The organism is Exiguobacterium sp. s64 (assembly GCF_018618035.1).
GTDB lineage: Bacteria > Bacillota > Bacilli > Exiguobacteriales > Exiguobacteriaceae > Exiguobacterium > Exiguobacterium mexicanum_A.
Genome location: NZ_JACSLH010000002.1, coordinates 1 through 12559 on the forward strand (window position 1 = coordinate 1; position 12559 = coordinate 12559).

Annotated in this window: 14 protein-coding genes; 9 read left to right on the forward strand and 5 right to left on the reverse strand. The window is 48.5% G+C overall.

Features of this window, described 5'->3' with window-relative positions; genetic code table 11:
• Window positions 1-198: 198 nt before the first annotated feature.
• From KNP64_RS03560 to KNP64_RS14905, 4 genes are all read right to left on the reverse strand, one after another.
• Entirely contained in the window at window positions 199-1341 is a 1143-nt protein-coding gene (locus KNP64_RS03560) for a sensor histidine kinase (protein WP_251126285.1), read from the reverse strand.
• Window positions 1331-2011, reverse strand: a complete 681-nt coding sequence (locus tag KNP64_RS03565) for a response regulator transcription factor (RefSeq protein WP_214761566.1) — start codon at window positions 2009-2011, stop codon at window positions 1331-1333. Before KNP64_RS03565 ends, KNP64_RS03560 begins: the two co-directional genes overlap by 11 nt.
• Window positions 2012-2031: 20 nt before the next feature.
• A complete protein-coding gene (locus tag KNP64_RS03570; protein ID WP_214792093.1) occupies window positions 2032-2592 on the reverse strand; it encodes a VanZ family protein in 561 nt (186 codons plus the stop codon).
• A 369-nt stretch (window positions 2593-2961) separates the two neighbouring features.
• On the reverse strand, window positions 2962-3084 hold the full coding sequence (locus KNP64_RS14905) for a hypothetical protein (RefSeq protein ID WP_255417482.1): 123 nt from the start codon (window positions 3082-3084) through the stop codon (window positions 2962-2964).
• Between the two features lie 286 nt (window positions 3085-3370).
• Between KNP64_RS14905 and KNP64_RS03575 the strand changes: the two genes are divergently transcribed.
• From KNP64_RS03575 to KNP64_RS03615, 9 genes are all read left to right on the forward strand, one after another.
• On the forward strand, window positions 3371-4633 hold the full coding sequence (locus KNP64_RS03575; RefSeq protein WP_214792091.1) for an NCS2 family permease: 1263 nt from the start codon (window positions 3371-3373) through the stop codon (window positions 4631-4633).
• 63 nt (window positions 4634-4696) lie between these two features.
• Window positions 4697-5290, forward strand: coding sequence for an Imm64 family immunity protein (locus KNP64_RS03580; RefSeq protein ID WP_214792089.1), 594 nt, complete (start codon window positions 4697-4699; stop codon window positions 5288-5290).
• Between the two features lie 109 nt (window positions 5291-5399).
• The gene (locus tag KNP64_RS03585; protein WP_214792087.1) at window positions 5400-5888 is read left to right on the forward strand and encodes a DinB family protein; all 489 of its coding nucleotides are present in this window, start codon (window positions 5400-5402) and stop codon (window positions 5886-5888) included.
• Window positions 5885-6376, forward strand: coding sequence for a DUF3916 domain-containing protein (locus KNP64_RS03590; protein ID WP_214792085.1), 492 nt, complete (start codon window positions 5885-5887; stop codon window positions 6374-6376). Before KNP64_RS03585 ends, KNP64_RS03590 begins: the two co-directional genes overlap by 4 nt.
• Before the next feature lie 243 nt (window positions 6377-6619).
• The gene (locus KNP64_RS03595) at window positions 6620-7591 is read left to right on the forward strand and encodes a DUF2268 domain-containing putative Zn-dependent protease (protein ID WP_214756613.1); all 972 of its coding nucleotides are present in this window, start codon (window positions 6620-6622) and stop codon (window positions 7589-7591) included.
• Window positions 7592-8250: 659 nt separating this feature from the next.
• Window positions 8251-9021 carry a hypothetical protein gene (locus tag KNP64_RS03600; RefSeq protein ID WP_251126286.1) on the forward strand — a complete coding sequence of 257 codons (771 nt, stop codon included), beginning with the start codon at window positions 8251-8253 and terminating at the stop codon, window positions 9019-9021.
• The gene (locus KNP64_RS03605; protein ID WP_214792083.1) at window positions 9018-9941 is read left to right on the forward strand and encodes an AAA family ATPase; all 924 of its coding nucleotides are present in this window, start codon (window positions 9018-9020) and stop codon (window positions 9939-9941) included. The genes KNP64_RS03600 and KNP64_RS03605 overlap by 4 nt, the downstream gene beginning before the upstream one ends.
• Window positions 9942-9943: 2 nt before the next feature.
• Window positions 9944-11005 carry a DUF58 domain-containing protein gene (locus tag KNP64_RS03610; RefSeq protein ID WP_251126287.1) on the forward strand — a complete coding sequence of 354 codons (1062 nt, stop codon included), beginning with the start codon at window positions 9944-9946 and terminating at the stop codon, window positions 11003-11005.
• Between the two features lie 13 nt (window positions 11006-11018).
• Complete coding sequence (locus tag KNP64_RS03615; protein ID WP_214792081.1) at window positions 11019-11723, forward strand: hypothetical protein; 705 nt, start codon at window positions 11019-11021, stop codon at window positions 11721-11723.
• 92 nt (window positions 11724-11815) lie between these two features.
• Here KNP64_RS03615 and KNP64_RS03620 read toward each other — a convergent pair whose 3' ends face one another.
• Window positions 11816-12526, reverse strand: a complete 711-nt coding sequence (locus tag KNP64_RS03620; protein ID WP_214792079.1) for a GntR family transcriptional regulator — start codon at window positions 12524-12526, stop codon at window positions 11816-11818.
• Window positions 12527-12559 lie beyond the last annotated feature (33 nt).

Sequence of the window (12559 nt, forward strand, 5' to 3'; positions counted from 1 at the left end):
AAACGGCCTGAGTCCTGTCGAATACAGGTCTCAAGCCGCCTAGGTTGGTTTTCATTATTTACACTGTCTACTTGACGGGGAGCAGTTCATAGTGCGATTGGGCTTGTCTTTTTTTGTCGTCTTCATGCAATCGCACGAACATGAGCTTGAAGTTAATCATCTTTTGCGTGAGCACAAAAAAAGCATAGCGCGTGTAGGTCACACGGGCCATGCTTTCTCATGGACAGCATTGGGAGAGACTTTTGGGAGAATGATTGTGAACGTCGTTTCTCTTGGTTGGCTCGTCACGTGAATCTCACCCTCATGTAAATCGATGATGGACTTGGCGATGGCAAGACCGAGACCTGATCCACCAGTGTAATGCGCGCGTGACTGTTCCACTCTAAAAAATCGCTCAAACACGTAAGGAATGTCACGGGAGGGGATGGCATCCTCGCCGTAGTTCGTCATGTTGATAAGGACCGCTTCATCCGTATCGTCGATGAACATATCGATATACGTTCCGTCACGCCCGTAACGAATCGCATTCTCGAGTATATTCTCAAACACACGAACTAGCTTCAACGCATCCCCTTCCACGATGGGACGTTCGGCTGAAGAGCTGAATCGAGCTTCCATTCCAACTTCCGAGAGACGTAACGTCGACTGCATGATGAGCTGATTGAGCAATTCATCGAGACGGACCTCGCTTGTCTGGAGGGCGATCCGGTCGTTTTGTAGAAACGTATAGTCAAAGATATCGTTAATCAAGCCTTTCAGATGGGTCGCGTTCTCATGAATGACGTGAATGTAATGACGCAACTCCACCTCGTCCCGGTAACGGTCGCTGTGAATCAAGTCAAGATAACCCGTGATCGACGTGAGCGGGGAGCGCAAGTCGTGGGCGACGTTCGTCACGAGCTCATGTTTCAAGCGATCCGCTTGAAGCACTTCCTGCTCCGCTTTTGCCGCACTGTCCGAGATGGCGCGAACGGTTGCCATCAACCGGTCTAGCTCTGGCGGAACAGATCGTTCATCCGAATCACGGTCGAAGTGGAGTTCTTCGACAAGTGACGTCATCCGTTCAATGTGAAACTGTAAATATCGTTTGCGCTCATATTGATAAATCAACACGAGACAAACGATAACCACCAGACTGTAAAACATGACGATGACACCTTCGCGAAAATACGACAACACGATGATCAGACTCTCCACAAATCGTGATGACTCTTCAAAGTACCAGACGACAGGCAGCAACAGCATACCGCTCAGGGTGGCGACCCCGAAAGCAATCAATACATACATCAGACGTTTCCACATCGGGATGAACGTTATGACGCGCCATATATTATGTCTCAATTTTATATCCCACTCCCCACACCGTATGAATGATGACCTCATGTGGCACGACGGCATGTAATTTCTCACGGATGTTACTGATATGAACCATCACCGTCTGATTCGACCCGACACCATGCTCTTGCCAGACCGTCTCAAATATCTCTTCAGAGCGGAACACCCGGCCTTTATGTTTCGCCAGTAAATACAAGATCTCAAATTCACGTGCCGTCAATCGAATCGTCTGATCTTGCATCGTGACAGTGTGACTGGCTCGATTGATCAGGAAGGGGCCAGCTTGCACACTTGAGGACTCGCTTGGTCGGTTATAGTTTGAACGGCGCAGCAATGCTTTGACACGTGCCATCAACTCGAGCGGATTGAACGGCTTGATGATGTAATCATCGACCCCTGTCGTCAATCCCAATATCTTATCCAGGTCACCCACTTTGGCACTGACCATTAAAATCGGGATTTGGCTCGTCTGACGCACCCGCTTACAAAATTCAAGCCCATCCATCCGAGGCATCATCCAATCTAAGATGATTAAGTCAAACGGCTCTCGGTTGAACAAGGCAAGCGCCATTTCCCCATCGGTTGCCAGCGTCGTGAGATACCCGTCATTCTTTACATACACATCAATTAGTTCTGCGATTTGGACATCATCATCCACTAACAAGATTTTTGTCATGCCTGAAACTCCCTTACGAATTAAAGTTGGAAATTCTGATATAAACGTCGGAACGGGGCAAATTGGACGACGAAACGAACGAGTAGGAACCCTAAAAGTGCGCCGAGCGCATTTGCCAATAAGTCATTCACATCTGTGCTTCGTCCACTGCCTAGTGTCGTACGTACCAATAATTGAGTCAGTTCAAGGATCAGACTAAACTGAAATCCTAATTTAAGTACTTCTTTTTTCGTGATCGACGGTTTCAAAAATGGAAGATAACAGCCGAACGGGAGGAACATCACGACATTCAGCACAAATGAATACACATCGATGGTCAAAATCGGAATAAAATTAATCGTTCTCCACCACGGAACTTGATTCGCATACTTTCCTAAATTGACGTCAATCGGGAAAAACACGAAGTGAAGGACACCTAATAAGTATATCCCGAATGATAGAAGCAAAATAGTTTGTGCGGCTTTTACATGTTTCTTGCGAAACGACCAGACGAGTAACGTGATGAGTCCGAGGATGGCGAGTGGGATGAGAACGACTCCTGATTCGATTGTGAACATAACTGAATAATTCTGATTATACATGGGAATAAACCTCCTAAGAATTTGAACTGTCTTCAGTGTAGATGGCAGATTTAAAGAATTCTTAAAGGAGTCATAAATGAAATCTAAAAAAAGCAAAGCGCTTTGCTCTGCCTCGAACTGTTGAACAATCAATCAAGAAGCTTGCTCTCGGATCGATGTCTGGCGCCCAGATATCATTCGTCACGTCAACTTCACCGTTTTCGTGTTTCTGTTACTGAAAAATGGGAACAAGTATGGTATGATGCAAGTAGAAAGAGACCGGTGCTGGACACACCGGCCTCTGGCGTACAGGTTACCACTTTAAGAGTGGCCCAGCCGCCACAATGGTTAGTGAATCAGAAAGTGACCCATCTCATTGCGCCGAGGGGGTCATTTTTTTGTGCGTTCAGACGTTGCACGATCGGATGTTTGGTGTAACACCAAGTGAACGATAATCGGAGCGAGGATCGGGACGATCACATAATCGCCGACCCAGGTCCATAGTTGTTCCATCCGCACCACCGCCTTCCTCCATTGTGGACTTGGCGGCTGACCCCACTATTGCTGCGTTAACCTGCCTCTTCATTATAGCAGATTCTTGTCAAAAAAGATGATAAAAACAGGAACGTTTGTTCTTATTTTATAAAATGAACCTTTCGTCCGAATGGGTCTCATGACTGGGTCCAAAGATGGATTTGAACCAATAATAGCTTGTATGTCAGAGGTCAGACAGGATATAATCAATCTCGTGTGTATAACCACATGGGTGGGTGAGGGTGCCAATAAAGGATTGATTCCTATGGCAAAACAAACAGAATGGAAAACAGAAACATACGGGGGCGTGCTGAACTTTCTGGCGACAGCATACATCCCGGCCGTTCACGCGGCAATCTTGACACAAGCCGGACTCCCGTTCGAGGGAGCGCTCGTCGGAGCGATTTTGACAAGCATCATCGGAACGTTCATCGCAGGGCTGTTCAACTTGCCGCTGCTCCTGTTACCAGGGATGGGCATCAACGCGCTGTTCACGTACACGCTCGTCCTGCAGATGGGGCTGAGCTGGCAAGGCGCGCTCGCCGTCTCGTTCGTCTCAGGAGCGCTCGTCGTCCTATTGACGGTAACGAAAGTGGCGAGGAAACTGGCAAACGCTTTTCCGCCGATCATTCATGACGGATTGACGGTCGGGCTCGGCCTGTTCCTTATCTTGATCGGACTCGAGGCGGCGGGGATCGTCTCGGGCGGTGGCGGGGCACTGCTTCACATCGGAGACCTCGGGGAACGGCCGGTACAGGTCGCGTTCCTGTCGCTCTTTGTGGCCATCCTTCTCTTCTTGAAGATGGGACCGAGCAGTTTCCTATGGACGATTGCGTTCGGGGTCGGCTTGAGCGCCGTCATGGGAACGCTCGACTGGACCGGTGAGTTCGCGCTCATGCCGTTCTTCGAGTCGTTCGGCACCGTGTTCGGAAATGTCTCGTTCGCCGAGTCGGCGTCACCGATCTTCCTTGTCGCCGTCGGTGTATTGACGCTCGTCTTGCTGATCGAGAACATCAGCCTGATCCAGAATCAGACGCGCGCCATCGGCAAGGATGCGGATGCCCCGAAAGGGCTCGTCGCCCAAGGGTTATCGACGATGGCCGGTGCCCTATTCGGCTCGAGCCCGACCGTCTCGACGGTCGAGGTCGCGGCCGGCATCTCGGTCGGCGCTCGGGGCGGCATCGCCTCGTTCGTGACGTCAGGCCTGTACGTCGTCTCGCTCTTATTGTTGCCGCTGTTCGCGATCATTCCGGTGACGGCAATCGCGCCAGTGTTGATCATCATCGGCATGATGATGTTCCAGAACGTGAAGCATCTCCCACTCGACAATTGGGAGCATGCCTTCCCGGCGATTCTCGTCATCATCATGATTCCGTTCACGTATTCCATCGTCGATGGCATCGGGCTCGGATTCATCGCCTACACGATGATCGTCTTGTTCAAGAAGGGCTATCGGTCGCTCAGTCCAGTCGTCGGTGTCTTGACCGTATTGTTCTTAGTTTTCTTTTCTTTACCAGTCTGGCTATAAGATAGGGCGGTACCGTGTATACGGTACCGCTTTTTTGTATGATGAAACAAAGGAGGTGTTTGAATGGACCAAGCAGGCGGATTCATTTCCATCGGGATGGCATATCCGAGCCATTATCCGTTACTTGAACTTGCTCAAAATGTATGTGCGGAATTGTTAAGTAGCGGTGGGGAAATCATAAACGTGATATACAGTCAGGATGAGGCGGGCACTAGTTGGACGACAACGACAGATCCCGACTTTGCTCAGGTTGGGCATTACGGATCTATCCATTTACGAAGCAACTATTTTAGAGACGTGGACATGACGATGACCGTGTCCCTTCAAGAGATGGACACCTATGTCGGGATTCTCATCGATGTAAAGTGGAATGATGTCGTTTTACATCCTGCATCGAGAACTGCGTTCACACAGCAAATCGAACGACTGCTCGTTGACGTGTATCGCCATATGCCATTCTCGTACGCGCTTGCCGGGCACGAACTTGAGCTCGACTGGACACCTGATGCGTTTCCGACATCAGCGGACTGGTTGGATGCGTTTCCCCTTTCTATGGTCCCGTCACCACAAGGCGTGATGGTAACTTACGGTTCAATTTCAATCGACGGGATGACTCCTCAAACCAATAAAAAGAGGTCTATCCCTTTAAATGCATAAGTGAGGCTCAATCACCCCCACCAAGTATTCCTTGATTGACGAAGCTCAGAGATAAGCTGCCGGAACATGATACAATTTTCTTAGCTTATAACCGAAGGAGGACACTTTCATGACGAACACTTCAAACGTCATCGACGAGTTTGCATCCTATACAAAATGGCTTAACACGCTAACGGAATTGGATGAAACGACGTGGGAGAACTCGATTTCGACCAACAAATGGTCAATCAAAACGATCGTACTTCACATCGCCCATTGGGACAACCATCTGTTGAACGTCATCATCCCGGCCGTCAAGAACGGGGAAGGGATGATCTTCCCTGAGTTCGACTCGTTTAACGCGCGAGCAACCCAAAAATCAAAACGTCTCTCGGTAGAAAACGTGCTCCAATTAGCCAAAACAAGTCGGAGTTCGCTCGTAGAAGCGCTAACGTCACTTCGTCAAGAGACGCTGACTTCGCAGACGACGGCGAACGGAGCGACTCATTGCCCGCATCAAGGTGTCCCGTATACGCTTGCCTACATCGTCACCGAGTTCATCGAACATGACCGGCACCACCAGCAACAAGTCGACGCCATCTTAGGAAGAACATCTTGAAAAGACGAGCGAAAGTACGCGGTGTTAGACGAAGACTGAAACGGTTGCGCATGTATGTCGACGAACAGACCCATTCGTTCCCGACGACGTTCCACGACGGGTATTGGCATAACAAAATCCCAATCGATCAACCGTTCTTACTATCGGTAGAGGAGAACAGCCGAATTCAGAAAGCAATCATCGAAGCGATGGTTGAGGGTTCTTCACGTCTCGTACGTCTCCGAGAAGAGGAGCGGTTCCGGGTAGTCGTCTTGATCGACCTACCGTCGCTTTGGCAGTCCGAACTTCTCGTATTTGAGAACGATGCACGACTAAAGGCATTCATGGAACGAAATACGTCTGAGCAGACGTGGACGCCATTGTCCAAAGATTATATACTTCTGCAAAGACTCAACCTTCCGGAGGACGTCGACGTGCATCGGTTTCACGAGCTGATTCAAGATGAAGATTATATGCGTAGTGGGGAAGTCTGGTTGCTCGTTCAATGAACGGGGAATTTTTTTGTGATTAATTATTAAAAATGAGTACGACACTCAAGGTAAACGAAAAAAACGATTATGGCAGTCTCGAGTTACCATATAAGCATTCAGAAGGTGAATCGATAGAAAATATGGTACAATTTAACATATATGAGAAGAGTTATTTATATAACAAAACTACTTCTTACGGAGAGCAAAAAGCATCAACATGATAAAAACTTGATGGTTTAAAAAGAGACGGAGGCCGTTCAATTGAAAAAATTGACTATCATTTTACTTTGTATTCCTTTAATTCTGTTATCAGCATGTGTGGGTGATGAAGAAAATATAGAAATTGATAAAGAACGTATTGATATGCAACCTGAGACCATGAAAATCAACCAGGATAGTGAATTGAAAATTGTGCCACTTTACACACAATATCAAAAATATTTGGAAGCATCACTTGAGACGAATGATCCAGAACAGAAAAGAAAATTTTTTAGAGAATTCGTTCTTGATTACATAGAGGAGATTGGAGAAAAGGAGAAGTTCGGAACAGCGGATTTGAAAGGTAACTTTTTGATGAAATCGACATCCTATGAGCAAGAACTCCTAAATCGAATCGATATATTGATGGGCAAACATGATGAAATTGAAGAAACGATTATAAAAACCTACCTCGCTTCACATAAGGTACTTCCTAAAAAGAAAAGTACGATTTTCCTCGTACCAATCAATTCAGAATTTGCCTTTATCGGTGAGTCACTGGGTGGGGTTAGTGGAAATGCATATAAAGACTCTTTTGTCTTTTATCTGAATGAAGACTTCGATAAAAATATTCTTGCTTATGCGACTGCACATGAATATCATCACTTGATTCTTCGGGACACACCAAACTTTATGATTAGTTCGGTTTTAAATTCTGTCATATTAGAAGGGAAGGCAGATGCTTTTGCAGATCGAATTGTCAAAGGCGTATCACCTCCTTGGCATGAACCAATAGATGAGAAGACAAAGGAACATGTAGCGAGTCTTGTTAATAATTATGAAACAACATTTAACGATTTTATTGTCGGTAATGAGCAAAAGAATCTTCCTCGCTGGAGTAACTATATCTTAGGAAAAGACATCCTCAACCATTACTTAGAATCAAATCCAGAGCTTTCGATTCAAGATTGGACATTCAAAGAAGATCATGAAATCTTAGAAGGCTACAAATATCAAGAGATTCTTCAACAATGACGAAACAAGTTACATACTTTTCGAGCATCGCAGTTGTGATACCTGGTCCCCAATCAATTCGTTTTATTGGTTGGGGCTTTTGTTTGAAGTAAGGATAACTGAGGTGTGCTTATGAAGAGGGATGAGAGGAAGGGAGCAGAGATTGGCTTCTTATGAATCCGAATTCAATTGCGCTTGAAGTGAAAGCATGATCAACTTAAGAGCTGCCGAGCTCCACTGTTCATATTTACCAATTCAGGATTCAGGTGCTGTTTTGGCAAGTCTCGAAGCGTTTATTGCTCGGACTCCTTTAAGATAGGGCTGCTTAGCGGAATAACGACCTCTTCCTTCGCACCCATGAAATAGAGAAATAGTCGTTTCTTGTCTTCGCCTATGTTTTCAATCAAATCCCAAGCTCCGTGAGTGTCTCTTTTCATTACACGACTAACGGAATGGATATCGAGTCTGGTCTCATGAAAGTGCAACGTGACGTCTTTGGGCAATATGTTTTTCCTGCAATGAATATTACCTGACGTAAAACCTTGTTTGACTTGCATTTCCGATATGCTATAATCCTCCCAAACACTTTTTCCAAAAAAAGGATTAAATGGAATCGATGAATGAAAGGAGCCGTTGAATGGGATGCAGTCGAATCTACATATTCACATACGGGTCGTTACATGAGAAAAGCCAAAGTTCTGTTTGTATCAGCAGTCTTGATTTCTTTACTGGTTGTCGCACTTATTTCATTTTCAGGTCAACTTGCTTATACCTACTTCAAAGGGTTGGACATCTCTGGAAGCCCCATCACGAGTTGGGTCACGGACTGTCATGACAAGCGAAAGTTGTTTGGAATCATTGAGGTCGTCGATACGGATTTTTGGTGTGGAGATGGTAGTGACGTAGATTCCGGGCCCGGTATTTCTGAAGCAGGGGCGGTTGTTGGGCCATCAGATGATGAAGGCGGCACACCAAGGGAAGATGAGAATGACTCGTCTCCGTCATACGGCAAACCATCCACAAGTGAATCCGATCGCCTTTCCCTGTTACCTTACATCTTCAGCGCAATCCTTCTCTTGATTGGTGTATGGATGTGGCGTAGACCCTTCCACAAAAAGGGGAGGGAAGCCGTTCCGATAGACGAGAGGCTCCACTCAAGGCAAGAGACAGACGAAACGTTCGAAGAGGCAAAACGCTCCGCTCATCCGCTACCAGATTCCCCGTTGCGGCAACATTTGATTCAATTCGAACAAGCGCTACCGCCAGAAAAACGTCGACGGACGTTCGAGACGTTATCCGCCTGGGCGCGCCGTATCCAACTCGATGCTTCACTGCTGAGCTATTTAGAGACCCGTTACGACCAAGTCAAGGTCACGCCACATCGGGAAGAAGCGTTCAAGCAACAGCTTGATGCCTATTTACTTCGTTTAGAAAAGGAGACACCCTCATGACCATCAAACGTGTATTGGAACAATTGGACCAAATCTATCTCGGAAAACCTGAAATCACGCGCCTCTGCTGCACGGCGCTACTCGCGAACGGGCACATCTTGTTAGAGGACGTCCCGGGTACCGGGAAGACGCTACTCGCCAAAAGTATCGCCAAGAGCTTTGAAGCTGATTTCACGCGCATCCAATTCACGGCCGATTTGCTTCCGACCGATATCATCGGTTCTGACTTCTTCAACATGCAGACACAGACGTTCGAAAATCGGACGGGACCGATCTTTACCAACATCTTATTGATTGATGAAGTGAACCGAGCCGTCCCCCGGACACAATCCGCCTTGCTCGAGGCGATGGAAGAGCGGCAAGTCTCGATCGGCGGAGTCACGTATCAACTGCCGGAACCGTTCTTCGTTATCGCGACACAAAACCCGATCGAGTCGGCAGGGACGTTCGCCTTGCCCGACGCTCAACTCGACCGGTTCTTGATGTCCCTTCAAGTCGGATATCCTGAAGCAGGGGAGGAGCGACAGTTGATTCTTCAGACAATTTCTAAGACACGCCACATCGTTCATGCCCTCATGTCGTCCGAGACGTTTTTAGCAGCGCAGCGAGCAGTTGAGGAGGTCCGTATCCATGACGACGTCGTCACCTATCTGCTCGCCCTCATCCAAGAGACACGACATCATCCGCTCGTCGAAGTCGGAGCCAGTCCTCGCGCGACGCTCGCCCTCGTCAAGGCGTCTCAAGCTTACGCTTATATAGAAGACCGTCAATTCGTGACCCCGGAAGATGTCCAAGCCGTCGCGACGCATGTTCTGGCACACCGCTTGACGCTCACGCTCGAAGGGGACGTGAAATCGACGAAACGGGAAGTTCTCGCTGACATTTTGGAGCGAGTTGATGTACCGGTCGAGAAGGTGTGAAGATGCGACAAGTCGAAGTGAGCACACCGTCACTTTTAGACGACAAGCTATGGCCGGCCTATACCGGAATCCTACTTCTGTTCATATGGTTCCCATATGTGTGGCCGCTCGCTTATCTGTCTGGAGCAATTCTAGGATTGATGCTGATTCGGAAATGGCTGACGCAGAAAATTGTCGAAGGGACACGTTTATCGTTCCACCAGAAAGAGCAGTTGTTGTTCGTAAATGACCGTGTCTCGCTAAGAATGGAGGTGACAGGTGTCGAATGTCTCCAAGAACTCGGAATCCCGACATCGGTCCGCCTGGTCACGGGACACGGCTTGACGTTTGACGAAGATCAGCGCGTACATGTCATTCAACTTCGTGAGGAATCGACCTATTCGCTTCCAATCCATGCGAAACAGCGCGGGCCCGTCCAAGTCAATGAATGTACACTTCAGTTCAGGCTCCCGTTTTGGCTTGGCACCATCTTCGTCACAGATCATACGCTTCCATCCTGGATCATACTCCCATCCATCACGAGACAGAACAGATTTGACTCACGCCTGGTACGGATGGGGGACCGACTCGTCAAACATTCACCGCTCAACGACCCGTTGATGATTCAAAGCACAAAACGGTATGAGCAAGAGCCGGTCAAACAGATTGACTGGGTCGCTACAGCCAAGACAGGAAAACTTCAGGCGAGAGTGTATCAACGCCAAAACCTCGATACGTTCACGCTCGTGCTCGACTTGAGCGGTCCGCTAGGGAATGGCCTCCATGCACGTTACGAAGAGTTGATTCAACAGGCCGCATATCTGGTATCCTATTTAGTGAAGGAAGATTGTAAAGTCGAGCTGTTCATTAATCGGCTCGATGCTGATAATCATATCGACCACCTACGGATGAGTGACGGTCGCAAGCAGTTGCGGCTTGCGCTTGTGCGCCTCGCCTGGATTCATGAATCCGATCGATTCGTCGCTTCGAAACGGTTCAATCAAATCATCGAGCGACAGAAGCATCCGCATGCGGAACTGATTCGGATTGACGCGTCACTGCTCAAGCAGATGTCTGTCGGTTGAAAGGAGTAAAGATATGTTCCGCCTGATCAAAACATTCGCTTTAGCCGGGATCTTCACGTTCGGTGCTACGTCAGCAGCTGCCGCGCCGACTGAACGATCCGCGGAGCGTTTTGCTGAAAAACATTTCGAGTCAATCGTCCTCGACCATATCGAAGGTGACGACCCGAGTAACTATCATTTGACGGAAAGTCGCGCCATCTCGTTCGGTTCGCTCCATGAAGTGATGATTGCCGCGCAATCCTGTTATTCGTCGGACGAAATGTGTACGTTTGTCTCGAGCAAGGAGTACGTATCAGCCGTCCTACAAGATGGGGAGCCGAGAAATGTCATCGGCACGTACGAGCAAGAGCCGGGTGTCTTCGCCTTCTCCACGTTCGGGTATGGCGACGAGTTGGCCATTGCCTTAGCTGATGTGTCCGGTACATTGGTCCATTCCGCGCGAGAGAATGCCTGGTTTGACTATGATGGAAAGACGTTGACCGCCTTGACGACCGATGCGAAACGGTTCATCGGCGGAGACACGATCACGCTCGAGATGTATCAGAAACGCTTGGTCGAGACACGTTCAAACACTCAAAGTTCCGCGGAGGATGCCCTTACTAGTGGTTCTAGTGATGTTCAGACGAAAGAGCCGAAATCCTATTGGATGCTCGGACTCGCGTTGTTGGCGGTGCTCCCGCTCGCTTATCTTTTTTACCGAAGGCGATGGAGAAAGTGAAATGTAAACGTCAGTGATTGATTTAAAGCGAAAACCGCTCGTCTGAGCCATACAAAAACACCGCTCCACGCAAATCGCGTAGAGCGGTGTTTTCACATGTATGGTCCGTTCGCCTGAACGACGAACTGGGAGTGCTCGTAATGATACGTGATGCGTGAATAGTCGAACGGCTTTCCATTCGATAGATGGAAGATCGTCTCGATGCGGAGCGTCGGGTCCTCCGTCTGTAAACCTAGATAGCCGGCTTCCGTCTCGGTCAGTCGACCGACCTGCATGTACATGTCCGAAAAGCCGATCGTGACGCCGAGTGCGCCCTGTACGTAATCGAAGATCGAGTCGGCGACGATCTCTCGGTTCAAATACGGCACGATCGCCTTCACATAGTACGACTCCTCGTAACAGAACACCTCGCCGTCGACGAAGCGGACCCGCTCGACGCGATAGACGTCATCCGTCACGTCGATGCTAAGGTTCTGTGCGACCATCGCGTCCGGTTTCGTGACCGAGACGTCGAGCACGTCCGACGTCAACACCCGGTCACCAAGGTTGCTCTTGAACCCTTGTGTCGAGAACAGGCTCATATAGCCCGGACGGTTGTGGCGCCGGACGAAGATGCCGCTCCCCCGCAATTGAAAGATGACCCCTTTCCGCTCCAACAATTCGAGTGCTTTCGTGATCGTGCTCTTGCTGACGGCATATTGGCTCATCAACTGCTCGAGGACGGGCAGTTTATCTCCTTGCTTCAAATCATGTTGATTGATGTACTGTTCAATCTCTGCTGCCACTTGTTGATATTTAAGCACGCTCATCCCTCATCTACTTGAAAATGTTGCCTT

Bases quoted from the DNA above. Each gene is read 5' to 3' on its own strand.
- KNP64_RS03610 (WP_251126287.1), top strand. From the start codon at position 9,944: ATGCGACAAGTCGAAGTGAGCACACCGTCACTTTTAGACGACAAGCTA.
- KNP64_RS03605 (WP_214792083.1), top strand. From the start codon at position 9,018: ATGACCATCAAACGTGTATTGGAACAATTGGACCAAATCTATCTCGGA.
- KNP64_RS03580 (WP_214792089.1), top strand. From the start codon at position 4,697: ATGGACCAAGCAGGCGGATTCATTTCCATCGGGATGGCATATCCGAGC.
- KNP64_RS03615 (WP_214792081.1), top strand. From the start codon at position 11,019: ATGTTCCGCCTGATCAAAACATTCGCTTTAGCCGGGATCTTCACGTTC.
- KNP64_RS03570 (WP_214792093.1), bottom strand. From the start codon at position 2,592: ATGTATAATCAGAATTATTCAGTTATGTTCACAATCGAATCAGGAGTC.
- KNP64_RS03565 (WP_214761566.1), bottom strand. From the start codon at position 2,011: ATGACAAAAATCTTGTTAGTGGATGATGATGTCCAAATCGCAGAACTA.
- KNP64_RS03600 (WP_251126286.1), top strand. From the start codon at position 8,251: ATGAGAAAAGCCAAAGTTCTGTTTGTATCAGCAGTCTTGATTTCTTTA.
- KNP64_RS14905 (WP_255417482.1), bottom strand. From the start codon at position 3,084: ATGGAACAACTATGGACCTGGGTCGGCGATTATGTGATCGTCCCGATC.
- KNP64_RS03585 (WP_214792087.1), top strand. From the start codon at position 5,400: ATGACGAACACTTCAAACGTCATCGACGAGTTTGCATCCTATACAAAA.
- KNP64_RS03575 (WP_214792091.1), top strand. From the start codon at position 3,371: ATGGCAAAACAAACAGAATGGAAAACAGAAACATACGGGGGCGTGCTG.